The following is a 24166-nucleotide window of genomic DNA, read 5'->3' on the forward strand; positions in this document are numbered from 1 at the left end:
CTTACATGCTTAAAATTTTCGCGTAAGCTATCTAATTCTATTTTTTACTATCAATCAAATAGACCGCATCTTCTCCTTCGTTTTCTACCCAGCACACTTTCACTTTTTCATCGCCAATAGCGTCCACTTGCCTCCCACGATAATCTGGCTGAATGGGTAAATGGCGACTAAAACGACGGTCAATGAGGGTTAAAAGTTCAATTTCAGTAGGACGACCAAAACTTTGAATCGCCGTTAATGCACTCCTAATGCTACGTCCCGTATAAAGAACATCGTCCACCAACACCACTTTTTTATTTTCTACGATAAAATCAATATGCGTTTTATTTGCCTCTAATGGCGTACCGCTGCGTCTAAAATCGTCACGATAAAAGGTAATATCAAGCTTGCCCAATTGTATCTTTTTAATCTTGTAATCTGAAAAGAGCAGTTCTTTTAACCTTTCGGCAAGAAAAATCCCTCTTGGTTGGATACCAATGAGTACTGTATTTTCAAAAGTGTTGTGATTTTCAATTAATTGACAAGCCAAACGATGCAGTGCGATGTGTACTTCGGTTGCGTTTAATAAAACTTTTTGGCTCATAGAAGTGTTCTGAAATATTTTCAGAATACAAAAATACTATTTTTTATAAGATGGTGTGGAAATTTGGGTTGTGAATTGAAAATTGAATTTTGACTAAACTAGATAGAACTTAATCCCAAATAAAAAGTCGCTTTCTTTCGAAAGCGACTTTCAGTATTGTTTGTTTAAATAAAACTAGTTATTCCCCAAAATAATAGGAAGTCCACCGTCTCCTCCTCCAATTACGATAACTTTAGAATTAGGTGATTCGCTCAATTTCATTGTAGCATCAATACCTTTATCCTGTAAGATTTTATCTGTTAAAGAAGCGCTCAAAATTCGATTTGCATCTGCTTTACCTTGAGCCTCAATAATAACTTTCTCTGCTTCTTTTGATGCTGTTACCAATCTAAACTCATATTCCAAAGATTCCTGCTCTTGCTTTAATTTACGCTCAATCGCATCTTTAATTGTATTTGGTAATGTTACATCACGAACCAATACTTCATTAAGTTGAACATATTGCTTTTCTAAAATTTTCTTAGTTTCAGTAAAAATTTCATCTTGAATGGCATCACGCTTGCTTGAATACAATTGTTCTGGTGTATAACGACCAACAACACTACGTGCAGCTGAACGGATTGCCGGCTGAATTACACGACCCAAATAATTTTCACCCAATGACTGGTGCAAATTTCCCAAGTCTGAATAAACTGGCTCATACCAAGCAGAAGCCTCAATTTGAATTTCAAGTCCGTTTGAAGAAAGTACTCTCATTTTTTCAAAAAGTTCTTGTTGTCGCACTTCGTAAACAAACACTTTGTTCCATGGCGCGATGATGTGAAACCCTTCACCCAATGGTGGCTCGTCGGTTACAACTCCTTCGTCAAAAGTTTTATACAAAACGCCCGCTTCTCCAGAGTCAATAGTAACTGCAGATTTTGCGAGTAAAATAATTAATAGCACTACTACAATGATAATTGGTATTCCAATTTTTGGTAATTTTTCCATAATTTTTGTTTTTATTTTTCTTTAAATAAGTCCGTTATATTTTCTAATAAACCACTCTAATGCTAAGCAAAGAATGATAAGTCCTAGCAGATATTTCCAATCGATTAAAGGTACTACTTTTTGTTCGCTTTTTTGCGTTGCGCGGTAGGTATCATCATTTACTAATTTATCAATTAGCGAGTTTATTTCCGAAGGAAAAAAGGAAGCACCGTTTGTCTTTGCCGCAAGTCTATTTAATTTTGAAATATTAGCATTTAAAAACTGTTTTTCAATATCAAATTCTAGAATTGTAAAATTGCCACTGCGAGCAACTTCTTCATTTTGTACTGATACAGTAAAATTATATTCACCTGAATTTAAACTACTTAAATCCACCTCATAATAGTTATTCTTTAACAGCAAAGGAAATACTTGGCGCTGTTTCGTTTCATCATTTACAACCGAAATTGAAACCGAGGCACGATTGTCAAACACAAAATTTTTATCAAAATACTGCGCCGAAATTTTTAATGGATTATTGTTATAGTAAAACGTTTCACTGCTCACCTCTAACCTACTTCGACGTTTATTTGAGGCCAAATATTGAACCAACTTTCCTATAAAATTATCAAAGTCCTCAAAGCTCTTTTCTCTCAAATACGATTGGGCTCTCCATTTCCATAATTCTTCTCCGTCCCAGATAGCGTGTCGTGTGCCGTTTAATTCCATTGTTGCGAGCATAGGGCTTCCGCTACCAAAACCATCAACCGTTTGTTCTAAAACTATTTCGTGAGGAACGATAACATTCAATTCTCCAAACTGTGATTTTAATGGCGGGAAGTCACCAAAGCCAATAGGGTCAATGGCAAACGTCCCGTAATTTAAATTCAGTCGCGCCGAAACATTTTCAAGTTGATTGGTCATTTCCTTTTTATACAATTCTTGGGCGTTATTGACAAAATTCCAATCGGTTGAGGTACCTGCAATTACAAAAGTGTTTTTATTTAACGTATTGATTTCTTGATAGACCGAGGAGAAAGTTCTGTCAGGCTGGTACAAGATAACCAATTGATAATCATTCAATATACTCGCCGCTTCGCTAGGCTTTTTAAACGTTACCGTGCGTTGTTCATTGGTGGTAATAGACTTTTTAAGCATCCCTAAATCTGGATGTAAAATCTTACTAACGATTAATACATTTGTGGCTTGGTCAATAACCTCAACAGCAAAGCGCTTAGAATTATTTACTTTATTTTTTTCGTCTGCTAATGGTGCAATTGTCGCCGTATATCTTTGTAATCCCACACTCGAAGCTGGTAATGTTACCGAAATCGTCTTCGTATTATCTTGTTCGCTAAAAGAAACCGTCTCGCGATGCACCACAGCATTTCCTTGGCTAATTGTAAATTGTGATTGTTTTGAACCTGTTCCATTATATACCAAAACAGCCTCGACAGGAAATTTATTATTTAAAAATGCATATCGATTGGTGTTCAATTGCAGGATTCTCAAATCGGTATATTTTGTGGAATCCCCTAAAATAATGGGATACACGGCGCCTTTTAAATTTCGGGTGGCAAATTCGTAATCTTCTCCCAAGGTTTGATTTCCATCGGAAACTAGTAACAACGGCACATCGTTAGTATCATACAATTCATTAATAGAAGAAAAAGCTTTTGAAATATTTGTATTATTTTCTGAAAACGAAAGTGAATCAAACGCATTAAATCCATTCCCAAATTGGAAATATGAAACATCAAAACGTTCGTTTAAAGCTTCAGAGTTTTTAAGGATGTTTATTACTTGGGCTGCATTTTCGGCTTGTCCCAATTCAGTAATTGAAGAAGAATTATCTATCACCACTGGTAATTGTGGCTTTACAACAGTATATGTTTCCGATTTAAATTTCGGATTGATAAGCAACAATAAAATACTAAAAAGCGTAATGAACCTAAGCACACCAAACAACCACCTTAAATTTCCTGTATATTTTGACTTATAGCCATACATAAATACCGAAATAATCAAAGAAATTACTGCGGCGATAATTATGTAAAGAATGGTTTCTGGAGACAAAGAGGGAGATTAAGGGTTAAGGGTTGAAAGTTGGAAGTTGGAAGTTGGAAGTTAAATTGTGATACATTTTAAATTATTTTGCAATTCAAAACACTCTACCGACTAAAAACTATCGACTATTTTTACGTTAGCATTCCTCCATCAACGTTTAAGACTTGTCCCGTTACATAAGCTGACAAATCACTTGCCAAAAATACACATGCATTTGCAATATCTTCTGGCGAGCCACCTCTCTTTAACGGAATGGCATCTCTCCAAGATTGGACAGTTGCTTCGTCGAGTTTTCCAGTCATTTCTGTTTCAATAAAACCTGGTGCAATAACATTGCTACGAATGTCACGTGATCCCAACTCTAATGCTACAGATTTTGAAAAACCAATAATACCAGCTTTTGATGCTGCATAATTGGTTTGACCAGCATTTCCTTTGACACCAACGACAGAGCTCATATTAATGATTGAACCTTTGCGCTGTTTTAACATTGTGCGCTGTACGGCCTTCGTCATATTAAATACCGACTTTAAATTTACCTCAACGACCGTATCAAAATCGGCTTCGCTCATTCGGATTAAAAGATTGTCTTTTGTAATTCCTGCATTATTCACGAGGATATCAATACTTCCAAAATCTTCTAAAACCGCAGCTGCTAATTCTTGCGATGCTTCATAGTTTGAGGCGTCACTTTTATACGCTTTTGCTTTAACGCCAGTCTTACTTATTTCTGCCGCTAGTGCATCGGCAGCTTCGGCTGAGGAGTTATATGTAAATGCAACATTGGCACCGTGCTTTGCAAATACTTCCACGATACCCTTTCCTATTCCACGACTTCCGCCTGTGACAATTGCTGTTTTTCCTTCTAATAATTTCATAATAAAACAATTATAATGAGCTTTTATAACAGCTCTGTAACTATTTATAGTTGGTTTTGACCACTACGTTGGCTATCTTCAAATTGCTTGTCGCAATTCTCAAATTATCCTCAAATATACTAAAAAGCCCCGCTAAAATAGCAGGGCTTGATATGGTTATTATCTAAAAGTTATCCTAAAACTTCGGCAACTTTCTTTCCTATTTTTGCTGGAGAGTCCACAACATGAATTCCGCACTCTCTCATAATTTTTTTCTTCGCTTGTGCTGTATCATCGCTTCCGCCTACAATAGCACCTGCATGTCCCATGGTACGACCTGCTGGAGCAGTTTCACCCGCGATAAATCCAATCACTGGTTTTTTACTTCCGCTGGCTTTATACCAATTGGCAGCATCGGCCTCCAATTGACCTCCAATTTCCCCAATCATTACAACCGCGTGCGTATCTGGGTCGTTGATTAGCATTTCAACAGCTTCTTTCGTTGTAGTTCCAATTATTGGGTCACCTCCAATACCAATTGCAGTTGTAATTCCTAATCCTTGTTTTACAACTTGATCAGCCGCTTCATACGTCAATGTTCCAGATTTTGAAACAATCCCCACATTTCCTTTTTTGAAAACAAACCCTGGCATGATACCCACTTTTGCTTCACCCGGAGTGATTACCCCTGGACAGTTAGGTCCAACCAATCTACAATCTCTACTCTTAATATAATTTGCCGCTTTAATCATATCGCCAACGGGAATACCTTCGGTAATTGTAATAATTACTTTGATACCTGCGTCTGCAGCTTCCATAATTGCATCTGCAGCAAATGCTGGCGGTACAAAAATAATAGAAGTGTCTGCCCCAACTTTTTCTACAGCTTCAGCAACAGTATTAAAAACGGGTCTGTCAAGATGTTTTTGACCACCTTTTCCAGGTGTCACTCCACCTACTACATTAGTTCCGTATTCAATCATTTGCTCAGCGTGAAAAGTACCTTCACTCCCTGTAAATCCTTGAACGATAATTTTTGAATCTTTATTTACTAAAACACTCATTGCGATGTATTATATTGATTGTTATTATTTCTTTTCTATTTCGTCCTAATTTCTGAATTTTTTTAATGCAAAGCCGAAATTTTAAGCAACTCAATTAATTTAATGTAAGTCACATTTCCGAAGCCTTTAAAAGATTTATATTTCTGCGGAAAATTAAAAAAACTCCAACACAATTCAGCTCTTTAAGAACGATTGCAAAGGTAGTTTTTTTTAACTAAAAAATGCTGTGAAATTAAGATTTAACCTTGTGGTACGTTCCGGTAGAATCGTCTGCCGACATTACTGGTTGGCTTATTTGATGGCCGCGGTATAATTTTTCATCTTTCACTTGCCAAATAGAGATAAAGTGAGCTATACCTAGCTCCTCATCTTCATTTTCTATGGTTCTCACATAGTATTTGTAGCGCACGGTTACATAGTCATCATCCTCTAAAATATGGCTAATTTCAACCCTAAGGTCTTTATAAGTACGTTGAATTTCTTTGAAAGTATCTAGGATTTCACTGTGATTCATAATGGTCAAGCCATCTGTGCTATTCCAAATCAACTCAACATCATCATGTATTAATGACAGTACTTTTTCGGGTTCGGTAACTAAATTGCAGTTGTAAAATTCTTTAACAACATTTTTTGCGCTCTTGCTCATTATAGGTTATCTAATTTTTCAATTATATCTGGTATCAGCCTTATTGATGCCAACTCTTTATATTTTTCTCTGAATTCACCTGCGGGCGAACCAAAGTAACTTTTATGCCCAGCTAAGGATTTACTCACACCACTCTGTGCAGAAATCACTGCTTTCTCTCCAACGGTAACGCCACTTGTAACAGCAGATTGCCCCCAAAGCGTTACAAAATCTTCAATCAATACACAACCAGCAATACAAACTTGAGCCGCGAGCAAACATCTTTTGCCTATAATAGTGTCGTGACCAATGTGAACTTGGTTATCTATTTTTGTTCCTTCACCAATAGTGGTTGAGCCAGTCACTCCCCTATCGATAGTACATAGTGCCCCTAGATCTACATTGTCTTTGATGACTACATTTCCGCCGCTAAGCAATTTATCGAACTTTTCGGGTCTGTTTTTATAGTAAAAAGCATCTGCTCCAAGAATAGTCCCTGCATGAATGGTCACGCCATTGCCAATCACCGTATTATCATAAAGCACCACATTGCTATAAATCAAACAGTCATCACCAATGGTCACATTGTTTCCAATAAAAACATTGGGCTGTATTAAAGTATTCTTTCCAATGGTAGCAGAATCTGCAATAACCGCTCTTGCTTGATTAAAAGGATTAAAGTGGTTGGTTAGCTTATTAAAATCGTTGAAAGGCTCATCACTAATAAGTAATGCTTTACCTTTTGGGCAATCTACTTTTTTATTTATAAGTACAATGGTAGCGGCTGATGCCAATGCTTTGTCGTAATACTTTGGGTGATCTACAAAAACGATATCTCCAGGTTGCACAACGTGAATTTCGTTCATCCCCAAAACTGGAAAATCTTCACTACCCACAAAGTCACAGTCCAATAACGTTGCGATGCCTTGAAGTGTTTGTGGTTGCTTGAATTTCATAGGGTGTAGATTTGGTTATCAAATATAAAAAATCCCAACACATTTATAGATGTGTTGGGATTTTTAATTTTACTTGTAATTGCTTTGGAAATGTTATTTCAATTTTAAATACTACAATTACCATCAATAATGTCTTGTTGGGTTGGGTTGTAGGCGTTGCTATCAACTGTATAAGTAGGAATTGGTTGAGTTATATCTTGAAAAGTATTTAAAACTGCGCAAAAATCTTCCAAATTGTCATTAGCTCTTATGGAGAATTCTACAATGCCAGTTGACAAATTTTCAAGACCGTTTAAAGACAAAAGGGAGTCATTAGACCATATATATAAACTGCCGTTCTCATTTGCTATTTCTGTATTAGAAAGCGCTTCAATTGATGTTAAGGATATATTATTAATAATATTAAGATTATAGATAACTGGAATACTATTTAATGCATCAAGATTGGTAAGATTCGGAATACCGCTAATATCTAGATTAAATAATGGTGATGATAAATTTGAAAGTCCATTAATATTCTGTAGCAATGGATTATTTATAATGTAAAAGCTAGAAAAGGCCGAATTTTCAATTGAACTTAACCGATCAATATTTTCTAATTGAATATTTTCTCCTATGTAAATTGTTGTAGATGAAACATCAATTAAATTTTCTAATCCATTAATGTTTGTTAATAATGGATTTTCGGTAATAGTAATTTGACCTTCTAACCATTTTTGAATGCCCGAAAGTCCATTAATGTTTTGCAATACCGCATTTTGATATATTTCAATTGAAGATACAGCTATATCTTCGGAAGCCGATAAATTAGAAAGTCCATCAATATTTTGAATATTTGGATTAAATGAAACCCTTATTCTCGTTACGGGAGATGTAATGTTAATCAAACCATCTATATTTTCAATGTTGGCATTTTGATATATTGAAATGAAATCTGCCTTTTTTAGATTTATCAACGGATCAAGATTGTACAATAAAGTATTGTCAACGATTAAACCTTTGACTTTAGTTAAAGTAGAAAGAGAAGAAATATCAGTGATCAAATTATCGTTGTTTAATATGTTTCCTATTTTTAAGCCTCCTTCAATTTTGCAATATTCCATTGCGCCGAAAGCCTCTACATCATCTTGAGTTTCTAGAAATACATCTCCTGTAAAAATATTTTGAGCACAACTATCAGTAGTAATAAAATCACTACCCCCACTATAACTCGCATCACCACCCACAATAAAATAAGACCTCACAAAATATTGAGTTGCCGATGACAATCCAGTAATATTTGCACTAAATGTATTTTGACTACCAGTATCAATAATTTTAGTATCATCAACAGTTGGATTATTTTCTAACCCATAGACAACTCCGCGCTCCGTAATTGTATTTGAAGTACCGTTTTCCATCAATACATTTACTTGCGCTTCAAAATCTGTGATGTTAGTGATTTCAGTAATAGTTGTTGATATTGCTTGCGACTCTTCTATTTGCGTATCGTCATCTCCACCACAGCTTGATAGTAATCCTAATAGGTTGACAAATAATAATATTCTGTATTTCATTTTCTTTTATATTAATTTGATTACAACCTTTTAAATACTACAATCACCATCAATAATGTCTTGTTGGGTTGGGTTGTACGCGTTGTCTGAAACATTGTATTGCTCAATATTTATATTCTGAAATGGAATGACTAAACTGCAAAAATTTGATAATGAGGCGTTAGATTTTACACGAAATAAGGACAAATTTGAACTTAAAGAATTTAAACCATTCAAATTTAAAATATTATTATTTTCATTAATTATGATAGATTGTAAATTTTCTAAATTAGACAAACCCTCAAGACTAACTAAACCATCATTAGATGAAATATTGACGTTGCTGATAATAGTAGTATTACTTAATGGGGTTAGCGAAGTTAATAAAGGTAGATTTCTCAAATTAAGTGAAAGAATTGAAGTCATACCCGAAACACCATTTATATTAGTCAAAACTGGGTTATCACTAATATTAACATCAATAACTTGTGAATTTGTAATATTTGACAAAGCGTCTATACTTAATAATGCATCGTTGTTAAATATAGAAATACTGCAATCATTAACATTTATTAAATTTGATAAACCGTCAATATTTGTTATTAATGGATTTTCAGAAATTGTAATTCCTCCTATATTGAACGAACTTAAATCTTTAAAACCACTTAGACCGTCTATATTTAAGAGGCTTTCATTTCTTGATATCGAAATATATTCAAAAAAATCTCCATCAAAATATAAATTAGAAAGTCCATTGATATTTTCTAATGCTGGATTATTTGAAATTTGAACATTACTTACAGATGTGTTTAAGTTTTCTAAACCATCAACATTTAACAAATTATCGTTATAATTAATAGAAACTACATCGGTCTCAGTCAAGTTTTCGAGTTGATCTAGATTAAATAAAAGTGTGTTATTGACTCTAAGCCTATGAACCTCTCTAATTGAAGATAAAGAAGAAATATCTGTAATTTTATCATCATCTTCTATAATAGTGCCTAGCAACAAATTTCCGTTTATTTTACAATATCCCATTGCACCAAAAGCTTCAACTTCAGCTTGAGTTTTTAAATATGCAAGACCCTCAAATACATTTTGCCCACATAAATCAGTGGTCACAAAATTATTACCCCCACTATAACTCACATCACCACCCACAATAAAATAAGATCTCACAAAATATTGAGTTGCAGATGTCAAGCCAGTAATATTAACGCTAAAATTATTTTGATTCCCGCTATCAATAATTTTAGTATCATCAACCGTAGGATTATTTTCTAATCCATAGACAACTCCACGCTCTGTAATTGTATTTGAAGTACCGTTTTCCATCGATACATTTATTTGTGCTTCAAAATCTGTGATGTTTGTGATTTCAGTAATCGTTGTTGAGATTACTTGTGACTCTTCCATTTGAGTATCGTCATCTCCACCGCAGCTTGATAGTAATCCTAATAGGCTGACAAATAATAATATTCTGTATTTCATAGTATTAAAATTTTAACAATTATCACTTACTGACTACAATTACCATCAATAATGTCTTGTTGGGTTGGGTTGTAGGCGTTGTCATTTACAATATAGTTTCCTAATAGTCCTCCAGATGTAATTAGATTAGTAATTGAGCAAAAATCATCTAAATTAGAATTGTTTCTTACCTCAAACTCAAATTCAATTTCTACAAGGTTATTTAATCCATCTAAACTAATGAGCGAATTGTTACCTGAAATCCTAGCCGAAAACAATTTACCCACAGATTCTAATCCATTAATGTCCAATAGATTGTTGTTGTTTGTAATTACCAAGGCAGCACCTTCACCAATGGGGATATTTGTTTGCAAACTATTTAGGCTATCATTATCCTCTAAAAAGAAAGAATATAAATTCTCAAATCCACTTATACCTTCTACACTAACAAGGGCATCATTATTTTCTATATTTATTGAAAAACAATCTGTAATGCTTGAAATACCATCTATATTTTCTAATGAATCATTATTACTTATATTTATACTTATTCCAAAATCAGATGTCACATTTTCTATATTAGATAATGCATCGATGTTTGTTAAATTTTGATTTCCATCAATAAAAACAGACCCAAGACCTCCGATAGAAATCAGGTTTTGTAATCCATCAAGATTTTCAAGCAAATCGTTATCTCTAATTAATAGTTCTGGGTCGCCAAAAGATGTTGACCCTAAACTATTAACATTTACAAGACCATCGATTGATGTTAAAATAGGATTCTCGCTAATAATTAATTGACCTAGCGCAACAAAACTTATATTATTAAGTTTGTTTATGTTCGTCAAATTTTCATTTTCCATAACTGAAAGAAGTCTACCCAAAGATGTGATTTCTATGTCATCAAGATTTGAAACTAAAGTGTTAACAATTAACAAATTTTGAACTTCTCTTATAGATGACAACGAGCTCAAGTTTGATATTCTATCATTGTCATTGAGTATAGTGCCTATTCGCAAAGTACCGTCTATTTTACAATATCCCATGGCGCCAAAAGCCTGTAATTCTGCTTGAGTTTCTAATCTTACATCTCCTGTAAACACATTTTCCGAACAAGAATCTGTAGTTTCAAACTCACTACCCCCACTATAACTCGCATCTCCACCCACAATAAAATAAGACCTCACAAAATATTGAGTTGCCGATGACAATCCAGTAATATTCGCACTAAATGTATTTTGACTACCAGTATCAATAATTTTAGTATCATCAACCGTTGGATTATTTTCTAACCCATAGACAACTCCGCGCTCCGTAATTGTATTTGAAGTACCGTTTTCCATAGATACATTTACTTGTGCTTCAAAATCTGTGATGTTAGTGATTTCAGTAATCGTTGTTGTTACCCCATCTTCTGTCTCGTCTTCGACCATAGGAGCGTCATCTCCTACACAGCTTGATAATAGTCCTAGTAAGCTGACAAATAATAATATTCTGTATTTCATTTTTAATTTTTTTTGACGAAAATAAAACATCCAATACCTTTTAATTAGTATTGGATGTTAAAATTTATTAATTATTATTCAAAATCAATTACTCCTTAACACGCTCTTTATAAGTGCCTTTTTCTGTTTCAATTTTTATCTTGTCGCCTTCGTTAATAAATAAAGGAACGTTTACCTCTGCTCCCGTTTCAACTACTGCCGGTTTTGTTGCATTTGTAGCCGTGTTTCCTTTAACTCCTGGCTCTGTTGAAGTAACTTCCAGAATTACACTTGCAGGTAATTCAACGGATAGTGGCGCATTGTTCTCTGTGTTGATGATTACAGTTACGACCTCACCTTCTTTCATTAACTCTGGCTTATCAAGCGCAGCCTCAACTAATCTAATTTGCGTATAATCTGCTTCATTCATAAAATGATAGAAATCTCCGTCACTATACAAAAATTGAAATTTATGTGTCTCAACACGTACATCGTCAATTTTATGCCCTGCTGAAAATGTGTTATCAATCACTTTTCCGTTGGTCACACTCTTTAGTTTTGTTCTTACAAACGCTGGCCCTTTTCCTGGCTTTACGTGTAAAAACTCAATCACTTTGTAAATATCGTTGTTGTACTTTATGCACAATCCGTTTCTAATATCTGAACTTGTTGCCATAGCATTTCCCCATAAAAGGGTATATTTTAATTATTATTTAGAATCCCAAAGTGTTTTTAGGAAGTCATATTGTTTCTATTTCTGAAATGTGCTAGTTATTACTAAAATAACCTTTCATAATGCCCCGTTTTGCGTTTTTGATAAATTGTAAAATTTCATCACGCTCCGGAGTTGCTTCAAATTCGGCCTCAATAATTTCCGAAGCTTGGGTAGTATTATAGTTTTTTTGATATAATAATCTATAAATATTCTGAACTTCTCCAATCTTATCCGAACTAAAACCTCTACGTCGTAAACCAATAGAATTGATACCCACATAAGATAATGGCTCTCTTGCAGCCTTTACAAATGGCGGTACATCTTTACGCACTAACGATCCCCCTGTTACAAAAGCATGATTACCAATAGTGCAAAACTGATGAACCGCTGTCATACCGGCAAGGATTACAAAATCACCCACCGTGCAATGACCCGCGAGGGTGCTACTATTTGAAAAAATACAATTATTACCTACGATACAATCGTGTGCAATGTGGCAATAAGCCATAATCAAACAGTTATTTCCTACTACTGTTTTGCCCCTATCAATAGTACCTCTATTAATAGTAACATATTCTCTAATGGTAGTGTTATCTCCAATTACAGCAGTAGTCTCTTCATCTTGAAATTTTAAATCCTGCGGTATTGCTGAAATTACTGCGCCTGGAAAAATATTACAATTTTTACCTATACGAGCACCTTCCATAATAGTCACATTTGAACCTATCCAAGTTCCTTCACCGATAACCACGTTATTATGTATCGTGGTAAAAGGTTCAATAACTACGTTCTTTGCAATTTTTGCGCCCGGATGGACGTAAGCTAGTGGCTGGTTCATCTAGTTGTTTTTAGTTTTTACAATCTGAGCCATCAGTTCGGCTTCAGTTACTAACTTGTCGTTAGCATATGCGTTCCCCTTCATATGTACAATACCTCTGCGAATTGGCGTGATTAATTCGAGCTTAAAAATCAAGGTATCTCCCGGGTTTACTTGTTGTTTAAATTTGGCATTGTTTATTTTCATAAAGAATGTCAAATAATTTTCGGGATCTGGAACTGTGCTCAAGGCGAGTATTCCACCGGTCTGAGCCATCGCCTCTACAATGAGAACACCTGGCATTACTGGAGTCCCTGGAAAGTGACCCACGAAAAACGGCTCGTTCATGGTCACATTTTTTAATCCGATAACATGTGTATCACTCAACTCCATAATTTTATCCACCAATAAAAATGGCGGGCGATGTGGCAACATTTCCATAATAGCGTTTACATCTTTTACGGGAGTTTTTGTAATATCATACTTAGGGATTCCTTGTCTCTTTTCGGTTTTAATAATTTTAGAAAGTTTTTTTGCAAACTCAGTATTGACGTGGTGTCCTGGTTTGTTTGCAATTACTTTTCCTCTAATTCTTGTTCCCACAAGTGCCAAGTCGCCAATTACATCAAGCAGTTTGTGACGTGCAGCTTCGTTGGGGTGATGTAATGTTAAGTTGTCAAGAATTCCATTTGGTTTAACTGAAATTTTATCCTTCCCAAAAGCATGGCGTAATTTTTCCATAGTTTTTGGTGATAATTCCTTATCAACATAGACAATGGCATTGTTTAAATCACCGCCTTTAATAAGCCCACGATCTAGCAACGTTTCAATTTCATGTAAAAAACTAAAGGTTCTTGAGTCTGAAATTTCGGCTTTAAATTCTGAAAGATGCTTTATAGAAGCATTTTGAGTTCCCAAAACTTTAGTGCCAAAATCAACCATCGTAGTTACTTGATAGTTTTCAGAAGGTATTAAGGTAATCTCACTTCCTGTTTCTTCATCAAGATAGGTAATCACTTCAGTAATAATATATTCTTCTCGCTCGGCATCTTGTTTTTCAATGCCAGCTTTTTCAATAGCTTCAACAAAATATTTTGACGAACCGTCCATTATGGGAGGCTCAGCAGCATTGATTTCTAAAATACAATTATCAACCTCTAAACCCACTAACGCAGCTAGCACGTGTTCTGAAGTCTGGATTTTAACTCCGTTTTTTTCTAGGTTAGTTCCTCGCTGAGTATTTGTCACATAATTAGCATCTGCCTCTATTTTAGGGGAACCATCTAAGTCCACGCGAACAAATACATACCCCGTATTAACAGGCGCGGGTTTAAATGTAAGTGTTACTTCATTACCCGTGTGTAATCCTACACCAGTAAGCGAAATTTCTTCTTTAATCGTACATTGTTGTACAAGGGGTTTACTCATCTTTTAATTGTTTTTCGATAGCATTAAATCGTTCCATTGTTTTTGGAAGATTTCTGAAATGTACATAGCTTTTACTAAAACTACTATAATTGAATGCTGGTGAACCTTGTAAAGTTTCTCCGTCTTTAATATTTCTACCTATACCACTTTGGGCTTGAATGCGAACGTTGTCTCCAATAACTAAGTGACCGGCAAAACCTACCTGGCCGCCAATAAGGCAATTCTCACCAATTTTTGTCGAACCTGCTATACCAGTTTGTGCAGCTATTACTGTATTCTTTCCAATTTCTACATTATGTGCAATCTGGATTTGATTATCCAGTTTCACTCCTTTTCTTATAATGGTTGAGCCTAAAGTAGCTCTATCAATCGTAGTACCAGCACCAATATCAACATTATCCTCTATGACAACATTACCTGTTTGAGGTACTTTAGTAAATTCTCCTTTTTCGTTCGGTGAAAATCCAAATCCGTCAGCACCAATGATAACGCCGCTATTGATAACACAGTTGTTTCCTATTTCGGTTTCAGAATAAATCTTAGCACCCGCAAAAATAACAACGTCATTTCCAAGCGTTACATTATCTCCTATATATACATTGGGATAAATTTTTGCGCCTTTACCTATGGTAACATTCTCGCCAATATAAGAAAAAGCGCCAAGATAGATGTCATCACCCATTTTTGCGCTTTCTGAAATAAACACAGGTTGTTCAATTCCTGTTTTATTCATCTTTACTTGGTTGTAATATTCTAAAAGTTGAGAAAACGATTTGTAAGCATCCTCAACTCTAATCAATGTAGTTGTTAAAGGGTTTTCTGCAACAAAATCCTTACCCACAATAGTTATCGAGGCCTTTGTAGAATAGATGTAAGAAGTATATTTCGGATTTGCTAAAAACGTAAGTGAGCCCGTTACGCCTTCTTCTATTTTAGCTAGTTTTGACACTTCGGCTCCATCGTCACCATCCACTTCTCCCTCTAAAATGCCCGCTATTTGTTGTGCTGTAAATTTCATTTATTGGTTACGTTAGAACGCAATGTTGCTGTTTGAAACATTTTAATGACTATACTATTATTGCCTTGAACGTTCATTTGCAAAAATAGGAAAAAAGTGCAATTAATTCTTTTTAGGATAACATAGATAATATTTAACTACTTCGTTTGACAACGCTTCAAGATTTAGCTGGTCGCTAGCCTTTGCTACGTCTATCACTTTGCCTGTTTTGGTCACTAAATTAATGGTGTCTTTATCCATTCTATAGGCTTGATTAGAGATAGAACCCGTAAACACAAAATAAGATGCTTCATGAGCAGAAAGGTTGTGTTGGTGCATCACTTTTTCTTTTTCTGCGGAAATTTTAACTTCTGAAATCTTCTTCTTTTTTAATTTCACTTTCAGCAAATCTCTATTTAAGAGCATTAACGAAAGTTCCCGAAGCACAAAATCGTCATGGTATTGCCAAGATTTCATTGCTCCTATAATATCGTAATCGTCCAATTTTGAAAATTTCCGAAGGACTTCATCATTAAAATCAGTAATCTCCACCGAAGTATTTAAAAAATAATCCAAATCTGTACTTGCTTTTAGCGAAACTCCATTTTGTGTTAATTCCTTGGCCCTTTTAAGGACGCGCATCAACAACTGCTCTGCTACTATTCCCGTTTTATGCAAATACACCTGCCAATACATCAAACGCCGAGCAACAATAAATTTTTCAACCGAATATATCCCTTTTTCCTCCACAACTAGCGAGTCATCAACCACATTGAGCATAGCAATCAAACGCTCACTATTTACAGAGCCCTCGCTCACCCCCGTGTAAAAACTATCACGACGCAAATAATCTAACCGGTCCATATCGAGTTGCCCAGAAATTAGTTGATGTAGAAAATTGCGGTGGTATTCGTTTTTGAAAATTGCAATAGCCAATGTTAAACTCCCGTTAAATTCCTTGTTTAGGGCCTCCATAAATAGGAGCGAAATTTCCTCGTGAGTAATGTTTTCAACAATGCTATGTTCCATTGCATGGGAGAAAGGACCGTGACCAATATCGTGCAAAAGTATGGCGATGAGCAAGGCTTCTTTTTCTTCTTCTGAAATTTTAATCCCTTTAAAAATAAGTACTTCAACAGCTTTGTTCATTAAAAACATGGCACCGAGCGCGTGATGAAAACGTGTGTGATGTGCACCGGGATAAACGATATAAGACATCCCCATTTGCGAAACACGACGCAACCGTTGAAAGTATGGGTGCTCAATTAATTTAAAAATGAGCCTGCCAGGAATAGTAATAAAACCATAGATTGGGTCGTTTACTATTTTAAGTGAATTTCTTTTTCCCAACTATTAACTAAGTTTTATGAATGATGATGATTACTACTGAATTTTTCGGCAGTAATTTTGAGGTAAATTTAAGGAATCGGTTGTTATAAATGAAGTTTTATGGCTTCGGAAATGTTATATAGAAAACAACTAAACTTCTGTTTTCAAACAATAGCAACTAAAGTGACTGTTTTAAATTTCCGAAGAAATATTTAAGGATTAAACAACAGCAAAAAGAACCAGATAAATATAAAATTATGAGCGAAATAAAAATACTATGGGTAGATGATGAGATTGATTTGTTGAAACCACATATTATGTTTCTTGAAAAAAAGAATTATAATGTGACGACTGCCCAAAGTGGAACCGAAGCGCTCGAAGAAATACGAGAACAAAATTTTGACATCGTTTTTCTTGATGAAAATATGCCAGGTCTTACGGGTCTTGAAACGCTTCAGGAATTGAAAGAAATAAATGCTTCGCTTCCCGTAGTGATGATAACGAAGAGTGAAGAAGAATATATTATGGAGGAGGCGATTGGATCGAAAATTGCCGATTATCTTATCAAGCCGGTAAATCCAAATCAGATTTTATTGAGCCTTAAAAAGAATCTAGATCACTCTAGGCTTATTTCAGAAAAAACAACTTCAAATTACCAGCAGGAGTTCAGAAAAATTGCGATGGATCTTTCTATGGTAAATACCTTTGAGGAATGGGCAGATATGTACCAAAAATTGGTGTATTGGGAATTAGAACTTGAGGATATTGAAGATAATGGAATGTTCGAGATTTTAGAATCCCAAAAAACAGAAGCAAATACGCAGTTCTGTAAATTCATCGATAAAAATTATCCTAAGTGGTTTGATGGGAGCGCAGATGCACCTACGATGTCACACACGCTATTTAGAGAAAAAGTAGTTCCGCATATTTCAAAAGAAGCACCTACGCTGTTAGTTGTCGTTGACAATTTGCGTTACGACCAATGGAAAGCTTTTGAACCTTTTATAGCAAACAGCTACAAAAAGAACACAGAGGAAATGTATTACGGCATTCTACCAACAGCAACTCAGTATGCGCGTAACGCTATTTTTAGTGGGCTTATGCCGAGTGATATGGAAAAATTACACCCTAGTTATTGGCTGAACGATACTGAAGAAGGTGGAAAAAACATGTATGAGGATAAATTTCTTGAGGCGCAGTTAAAGCGTTTGGGAATGGATATCAATTGGAGTTATCACAAAATTTCAAGCTTAAAGCAAGGAAATAAATTAGCAGACAATTTTAAGAGCCATAAGGACGAAGATTTGACTGTTATTGTTTATAATTTTGTTGACATTATCTCTCACTCTAAAACCGAAATGGAAGTAATTAAAGAATTAGCTTCCACCGACAAAAAATATAGATCTTTAACACAGAGCTGGTTTAAAAATTCGCCGTTGATGAATATTATTCAGCAGGCAGCCCAACTAGGCTTTAAATTAATTATCACAACAGACCACGGAACGATTAATGTAAAAAATCCGTCGAAGGTAATAGGTGATAAAAACACAAGTCTTAACCTTCGTTACAAAACAGGAAAGAGTCTAACCTACGAAGATAAAGATGTATTAGCCGCAAAAGATCCTGGGACGATACATTTACCTAGAATAAACATGAGTAGCTCCTTTATATTTGCAAAAGGAGACTTATTTTTTGCATATCCTAATAATTATAATCACTACGTGAGTTATTACAGAAACACCTACCAACACGGTGGAGTGAGCCTTGAGGAGATGATTATACCGTTTGTTACATTGTCTCCAAAATAAAAATTATGTAAGATTTTTCTTATTAACGTACATTTAACCTGTAAAATCGTGCATGTTTTACATTAAATCTTATATTTGTGTCATTTAATCGATGAAATTGATATTTACAGCTCACGAAATCCCCAGCGTTGCCAAACAAGTAATAGATGCATTACCATCTAAAACTGTTTTGTTTTATGGACAGATGGGAGTTGGAAAAACAACGTTGATTAAAGAAATAGCAAAACAACTTGGAGTTACAACCACACTCACAAGCCCTACCTTTTCAATTGTAAATGAATACGAAACAGCATCAAATGATATGTTATATCATTTTGATTGTTACCGTATAGAAGATGAAAATGAAGCTTTGGATTTTGGAATAGAGGAATATTTAAGTTCTGGAAATTATAATTTTATTGAGTGGCCAGAAAAAATTTCTAGTCATATTCCAGTGCAACACACAGTTATAAAACTAATAAAAAATACAGACGGAAGTAGAACTTTAACCCTTGAGCCAGTGAAATAAATTGCTACACGACACACATAATAGTACGTATTCTCTAAGTAATAGTCCCAAATCTTATATATATCTTAGGTATTTTCCATTTGAGTTATGAAAAACCCATAAAGATACGCCAAAGGTATTTTAGCGACTTGTGTTTTTTTAGGATAGATTTGTGGTATAAACCTCACAAATTAATAATATTAACCTCACAAAAACAAACTATTATGAGAACCCTAAAAACTTTATGTATCGTAGCAATTTTCGGAATGGGATTATTTGCATCTTGCACTCCTGAAAATCTTGAAAATGACAACACAGAACAACAAGTCGATAACAAACTCAGACCAGCGCAAAACGGGTAAAAAATCCCTTTTTGTTGGGGGTATTGTGGTTCTATTAATTGCTTTATCTCCTGTGCTTTTTTACAGTTATAAAAGTTTCCCAGATAAACAAATTTGGGAAACTTCTTATTTTTTATGGAAAACTGAATTTCCAGATTGGATTAGCTATGCCTGGTATTTAGCAAATAAAATCATACCCTTTTACCTTCTATTATTATGGTTTTTCACATGTAAGCATTGGTGGCATTGGATTTTATTAGTCCCAATTGCAATGTATGCATTTCAAATTTGGGGATTAGTTAATGAGAATGGCGGCTATGATGAACTTGAACTTATATATATATTTCCATTAATGATGGTTCTTGTACCATTTGTCTATCTAATTAGAGCCAAGTTGTTCTCCAAAATTAGAGGTAATGATTTAGAGGCTTTCGAAGAAGAACTTCTTAGAAAAAGAACTATCTGGCAACAAATAAAAGATTTATTTAGATAGATTTCCAAATTTCATTTTTACATTTTTAATCCGTACATTGACTGTTATTAACCCAACTATCAATGGCAAACCCAACCTCTCCATTTACTAAGGAACAATTGCTTCCGCAGGAAGAAATGCTCGAAATCTCTAAACAAAAAGGAGAATTATACATCGGGCTTCCAAAAGAAATCTATTTTCAGGAAAAAAGAATTTGTTTAACACCAGATGCAGTTGGTGCCGTTGTGGCTAATGGACATCGCGTATTGGTTGAACGTGGAGCAGGTCTTGAAGCTGGATTTTCGGATAAAGAATACAGCGAATCTGGAGCAGAACTTACAAATGACACTAAAAAAGTGTTTGGCTGCCCCATCATTTTAAAAGTAGAACCACCTACTATTGAAGAACTTAAAATGATCAATCCAAAAACGGTTCTCATCTCAGCGCTCCAACTCAAAACACGCCAAAAAGAATATTTTAAAACTCTTCAAAGAAAGAAAATAACGGCACTCGCTTTTGAGTTTATCAAAGATGAAGACCACTCCTACCCTGCTGTCAAAGCACTTAGTGAAATTGCTGGAACCGCATCGGTTCTTATTGCGGCCGAGTTGATGGTAAATGCAAAAAAAGGAAAAGGTTTACTCTTCGGAAATATTAGCGGCGTTCCACCTATTGAAGTTGTTGTTATAGGCGCAGGTACGGTAGGTCAATACGCAGTGCGCTCTGCTTTGGGGCTTGGTGCAAACGTTAAGGTTTTTGACAGCTCTATTACAAGATTGAGGCAACTCCAATCAAATGTTGGGTGTACGCTTTACACATCCACCATCCAACCAAAAAATTTATTAAAAGCATTACGACGCTGCGACGTAGCCATTGGAGCAGTAAGAGGCAAAAATCGCTCTCCAATAATTGTCACTGAGGATTTAGTAGAAAAAATGAAAGAAGGCGCAGTGATTATTGATGTGAGTGTTGATATGGGCGGTTGTTTCGAAACTACACAAATGACAACACACGACAGCCCAACACATATTACTCATGGTGTGATTCATTACGGTGTGCCTAATATCCCAGCTCGTTATCCTCGAACCGCATCAATCTCAATCAGTAATATTTTCACTCCCTATTTACTTGAAATCGCAGAGTCCGGTGGACTTGAACAAGCCATTAGATTTGATCAAGGACTTAAGTGCGGCTTGTATTTCTACAGGGGTATTTTAACCAATGAACAAGTGGGTAATTTGTTTGATATGCCGTACAGCGATTTAAACTTATTGATGTTTTAAACCCTCTTCCCTATTTTTATTTTCTTTTTCTCTTCGGAAATATTAGACTTAAACTTACTTTGGAATTAAAATGAAAGTATCTTTGCCTTTTTAATTTTCAGAAAGCGATTTTCATTCGTTATTTTAATTTGTTACTTCTATGAATTTGATTAAGCGTATTTCATTTTACGGTGTAGGATTTGCAATCGGTATTGTGTTGCTCATGTTTTTTTTAGGTGGAAAGAAAACCGGGTGCGATTATGGCCCTAATTCAAGAACACTAAAAAACATAAGAATTAAAGAACGCAAATTTTCTGAAGCTACCGTTTCCGCTTTGCGAGCTAATGACTTAGATACCTCGGCTATTTCTAAATTACTTAAAAATGGCGACGTCCTTTTTTCTGAAAGTAATACAAAACTAGATTCCTGCAAACAATATGTTGTTGTGGGTGTAGTTTCAGAAAAAAACCTAAAACTTCGCATTGAAAATTGTGATAGTATTGCGACTGTATTGCAGGCAGAGATTAGTAAAAGGTAAATAGTTTAAGACTTGTTGCTGAACGCTCAAAATTTTAAATTTTGCGTCTTTCTTTTTCTTTTTTAAGCAAATTAAGTTCTCTACTTGTTTGCCCTGCGACCGATGTATTTTCCTCAGCACGTCTTATCAAATAAGGCATCACATCTTTCACAGGTCCAAATGGAATGTACTTTGCAACATTGTAACCTTCGGCCGCAAGGTTAAAACTAATGTTATCACTCATACCATATAATTGCCCAAACCATATACGCCTGTCGTTTATGAGCAATCCTTTTTGACTCATTATTTCCATCGCCATATAACTGCTTATTTCGTTGTGAGTACCTAGAAATAAGGAGATGTCCTCTAAGTTGTCTAGGATATAATTCATCACCGCGTTAAAATTATCATCCGTAGCGCTTTTACTGGCACAAATGGGCGTGGGGTATCCTTTATCTTCCGCACGGTCATTTTCTTTTTCCATATAAGCACCACGCACTACCTTAAATCCCAGCTTATAGCCACCTGCTTTTGCTCTTGCATGTTGCTCCTTCAAATAGTCAAGACGGTCCCAACGATAACATTGTAAGGTGTTAAAAACAATAGCCTTATCAGTATTGTATTTTTGCATCATTGTTTCACACAAGTCATCAGCTGCATCTTGCATCCAGGACTCTTCTCCGTCAATCAACAATGCAACATCGCAAGTGTGAGCAACTTGGCAAACATTTTCATAACGTTGTTTAATCGCTTCCCATTCTTTTTCTTCAGTGGGTGACAATGGTTGATTTTCAGTTACTTTTTGCCAAATTTTAAATTTTCCGAAGCCAGTAGGTTTAAATACTGAAAACGGCATTGCACTTTTATTTTTCGCAAACTTGGTCAAATCTATCACTTTTTGCATTGTTGCATCAAAAGAAGCCTCATCTTCCTTTCCCTCTACCGAATAGTCCAACACTGAAAAAACACCGGCTTCGTCAAGCGCATCCACCGTGGGCATACAATCTTTTTCGTTGATACCGCCACAAAAATGGTCAAATACTGTAGACCTAATAAGCCCTTCTACCGGTAAGTGTAAATTTAGAGCAAACCTTGTTGCTGCTGTGCCAATGCGCACCAAAGGTTCCATTGAAATCATTTTGAACAAAAAATAAGCGCGCTCTAATTCAGAATCACTTTTAAGAGTGAACGCGGTTTTTGTATCATCAAAACAAGAATTTGTTTTCATATTTAAAATATAATGTAGACAAATATAGTTAGTTTTGATGGCTACCGAAACAACCCTATTAAATTTGTTTATGCTACAAATAGAAAAAGATAAAGGCGCAATATATTTCAATAATGACGATGGATCAGCATTAAAAAAAACGCTTGAAAAACTAGTGCCATCTTCAATTTTCATTTTAGTTGATAGTCACACAAATACGCATTGTCTTCCTCAATTCTTAGACAAAACTGGACTGAAAGACAATGCAACGGTTATACAAATTACTCCAGGCGAAGAATATAAAAACATCACTACTTGTCTAGAGGTGTGGAATATATTATCCCAAAAAGGCGCTGACCGTTCTAGTTTATTGATAAACCTTGGTGGTGGCGTAGTGACAGATTTGGGTGGTTTTGTTGCTTCCACTTTTATGCGCGGTATTGCGTTTATTAATGTTCCCACTTCCCTATTAGCAATGGTGGATGCTTCTGTCGGTGGAAAGAACGGAGTTGATTTAGGAACTTTAAAGAATCAAATAGGGATTATCAATAATCCCGAAATAGTTCTCGTCAATACCTCATTTTTAAATTCACTACCGGATAATGAAATAAATTCGGGTTTTGCTGAAATGCTAAAACACGGATTAATTTCAAGTAAAAAATACTGGAAGGACCTGCAAGATTTCAGTTTAAAAAACAAAGAGATAACCAATCGACTTGTTTGGCAATCCATTCTCATCAAAAATGAAATCGTAACCAAAGATCCTTTTGAAAAAAAGGAGCGTAAGGCTTTAAATTATGGACATACTTTGGGACATGCTATTGAATCATATTGTCTTTCAAATCCATCAAAAGAAAAATTACTCCATGGAGAGGCAATTGCAATCGGGATGATTTTAGCTACTTATATTTCTTCGGAAATTTTAAAATTCGATAAAACGGAACTATCCCAAATCACCCAGATTTTTCTAAAACGATATCCAAAAGTAAACTTTACCAATAACGACATTGAAGCTATCATACAATTATTGAAACATGATAAAAAAAATAGAAATGGACAAGTGCGGTTTGTTTTGTTGAGGGATTATGGAGAAAGCCAAAACGACAGCATTGTAGATAATGCTTTGATATTTAGTGCTTTTGAATTTTATAAAAATTTTACACTAAATTAATTTGG

General features: G+C 35.1%; 23 protein-coding genes. 7 read left to right on the top strand and 16 right to left on the bottom strand.

All coding sequences use genetic code 11. The features are described 5' to 3' along the window. Positions 1-37 precede the first annotated feature (37 nt). The 15 genes from pyrR to ACSHW7_RS07085 form a co-directional block, all read right to left on the bottom strand. A complete protein-coding gene (pyrR, locus tag ACSHW7_RS07015; RefSeq protein ID WP_435678621.1) occupies positions 38-583 on the bottom strand; it encodes a bifunctional pyr operon transcriptional regulator/uracil phosphoribosyltransferase PyrR in 546 nt (181 codons plus the stop codon). A gap of 174 nt (positions 584-757) precedes the next feature. Continuing rightward, complete coding sequence (locus ACSHW7_RS07020) at positions 758-1573, bottom strand: prohibitin family protein (RefSeq protein WP_435678622.1); 816 nt, start codon at positions 1571-1573, stop codon at positions 758-760. A 21-nt stretch (positions 1574-1594) separates the two neighbouring features. After that, on the bottom strand, positions 1595-3628 hold the full coding sequence (locus ACSHW7_RS07025) for a VWA domain-containing protein (protein ID WP_435678623.1): 2034 nt from the start codon (positions 3626-3628) through the stop codon (positions 1595-1597). Between the two features lie 122 nt (positions 3629-3750). Next, positions 3751-4497, bottom strand: coding sequence for a 3-oxoacyl-[acyl-carrier-protein] reductase (gene fabG, locus ACSHW7_RS07030; protein ID WP_435678624.1), 747 nt, complete (start codon positions 4495-4497; stop codon positions 3751-3753). A gap of 170 nt (positions 4498-4667) precedes the next feature. Next, positions 4668-5540 (bottom strand): succinate--CoA ligase subunit alpha, encoded by an 873-nt coding sequence (sucD, locus tag ACSHW7_RS07035; RefSeq protein WP_435678625.1) that lies wholly within the window; start codon positions 5538-5540, stop codon positions 4668-4670. Between the two features lie 232 nt (positions 5541-5772). Further along, a complete protein-coding gene (locus tag ACSHW7_RS07040) occupies positions 5773-6186 on the bottom strand; it encodes a nuclear transport factor 2 family protein (protein WP_435678626.1) in 414 nt (137 codons plus the stop codon). Then, entirely contained in the window at positions 6186-7121 is a 936-nt protein-coding gene (locus ACSHW7_RS07045; protein WP_435678627.1) for a UDP-3-O-(3-hydroxymyristoyl)glucosamine N-acyltransferase, read from the bottom strand. The genes ACSHW7_RS07040 and ACSHW7_RS07045 overlap by 1 nt, the downstream gene beginning before the upstream one ends. A gap of 104 nt (positions 7122-7225) precedes the next feature. Then, the gene (locus tag ACSHW7_RS07050; RefSeq protein ID WP_435678628.1) at positions 7226-8677 is read right to left on the bottom strand and encodes a hypothetical protein; all 1452 of its coding nucleotides are present in this window, start codon (positions 8675-8677) and stop codon (positions 7226-7228) included. Positions 8678-8707: 30 nt separating this feature from the next. Beyond that, complete coding sequence (locus tag ACSHW7_RS07055) at positions 8708-10147, bottom strand: hypothetical protein (RefSeq protein ID WP_435678629.1); 1440 nt, start codon at positions 10145-10147, stop codon at positions 8708-8710. Between the two features lie 26 nt (positions 10148-10173). Continuing rightward, positions 10174-11631 (bottom strand): hypothetical protein, encoded by a 1458-nt coding sequence (locus ACSHW7_RS07060; protein ID WP_435678630.1) that lies wholly within the window; start codon positions 11629-11631, stop codon positions 10174-10176. Between the two features lie 88 nt (positions 11632-11719). Next, the gene (gene efp, locus ACSHW7_RS07065) at positions 11720-12286 is read right to left on the bottom strand and encodes an elongation factor P (RefSeq protein ID WP_435678631.1); all 567 of its coding nucleotides are present in this window, start codon (positions 12284-12286) and stop codon (positions 11720-11722) included. 91 nt (positions 12287-12377) lie between these two features. After that, a complete protein-coding gene (lpxA, locus tag ACSHW7_RS07070) occupies positions 12378-13163 on the bottom strand; it encodes an acyl-ACP--UDP-N-acetylglucosamine O-acyltransferase (RefSeq protein ID WP_435678632.1) in 786 nt (261 codons plus the stop codon). After that, complete coding sequence (locus tag ACSHW7_RS07075; protein ID WP_435678633.1) at positions 13164-14570, bottom strand: bifunctional UDP-3-O-[3-hydroxymyristoyl] N-acetylglucosamine deacetylase/3-hydroxyacyl-ACP dehydratase; 1407 nt, start codon at positions 14568-14570, stop codon at positions 13164-13166. It lies immediately after the preceding gene. Beyond that, entirely contained in the window at positions 14563-15588 is a 1026-nt protein-coding gene (gene lpxD, locus ACSHW7_RS07080) for a UDP-3-O-(3-hydroxymyristoyl)glucosamine N-acyltransferase (RefSeq protein ID WP_435678634.1), read from the bottom strand. The genes ACSHW7_RS07075 and lpxD overlap by 8 nt, the downstream gene beginning before the upstream one ends. Positions 15589-15690: 102 nt before the next feature. Next, positions 15691-16917 carry an HD domain-containing protein gene (locus ACSHW7_RS07085; RefSeq protein ID WP_435678635.1) on the bottom strand — a complete coding sequence of 409 codons (1227 nt, stop codon included), beginning with the start codon at positions 16915-16917 and terminating at the stop codon, positions 15691-15693. Positions 16918-17153: 236 nt separating this feature from the next. Between ACSHW7_RS07085 and ACSHW7_RS07090 the strand changes: the two genes are divergently transcribed. From ACSHW7_RS07090 to ACSHW7_RS07115, 6 genes are all read left to right on the top strand, one after another. Next, complete coding sequence (locus tag ACSHW7_RS07090; RefSeq protein WP_435678636.1) at positions 17154-18704, top strand: response regulator; 1551 nt, start codon at positions 17154-17156, stop codon at positions 18702-18704. A 91-nt stretch (positions 18705-18795) separates the two neighbouring features. Next, the gene (gene tsaE / locus ACSHW7_RS07095) at positions 18796-19212 is read left to right on the top strand and encodes a tRNA (adenosine(37)-N6)-threonylcarbamoyltransferase complex ATPase subunit type 1 TsaE (protein WP_435678637.1); all 417 of its coding nucleotides are present in this window, start codon (positions 18796-18798) and stop codon (positions 19210-19212) included. Positions 19213-19415: 203 nt separating this feature from the next. Continuing rightward, a complete protein-coding gene (locus tag ACSHW7_RS07100; RefSeq protein WP_435678638.1) occupies positions 19416-19553 on the top strand; it encodes a hypothetical protein in 138 nt (45 codons plus the stop codon). After that, positions 19498-20025, top strand: coding sequence for a hypothetical protein (locus ACSHW7_RS07105; protein ID WP_435678639.1), 528 nt, complete (start codon positions 19498-19500; stop codon positions 20023-20025). The genes ACSHW7_RS07100 and ACSHW7_RS07105 overlap by 56 nt, the downstream gene beginning before the upstream one ends. 62 nt (positions 20026-20087) lie before the next feature. Next, the gene (locus ACSHW7_RS07110) at positions 20088-21287 is read left to right on the top strand and encodes an alanine dehydrogenase (protein WP_435678640.1); all 1200 of its coding nucleotides are present in this window, start codon (positions 20088-20090) and stop codon (positions 21285-21287) included. 139 nt (positions 21288-21426) lie between these two features. After that, a complete protein-coding gene (locus ACSHW7_RS07115) occupies positions 21427-21804 on the top strand; it encodes a hypothetical protein (RefSeq protein WP_435678641.1) in 378 nt (125 codons plus the stop codon). A 34-nt stretch (positions 21805-21838) separates the two neighbouring features. Here ACSHW7_RS07115 and ACSHW7_RS07120 read toward each other — a convergent pair whose 3' ends face one another. Beyond that, the gene (locus ACSHW7_RS07120; RefSeq protein ID WP_435678642.1) at positions 21839-23011 is read right to left on the bottom strand and encodes a proline dehydrogenase family protein; all 1173 of its coding nucleotides are present in this window, start codon (positions 23009-23011) and stop codon (positions 21839-21841) included. 70 nt (positions 23012-23081) lie between these two features. On the opposite strand from ACSHW7_RS07120, the gene aroB reads away from it, so the two are divergent. After that, positions 23082-24161 carry a 3-dehydroquinate synthase gene (gene aroB, locus ACSHW7_RS07125; protein WP_435678643.1) on the top strand — a complete coding sequence of 360 codons (1080 nt, stop codon included), beginning with the start codon at positions 23082-23084 and terminating at the stop codon, positions 24159-24161. Positions 24162-24166: the final 5 nt, after the last annotated feature.

Origin of the sequence: Patiriisocius sp. (assembly GCF_051252435.1) — a bacterium.
Lineage (GTDB): Bacteria > Bacteroidota > Bacteroidia > Flavobacteriales > Flavobacteriaceae > Patiriisocius.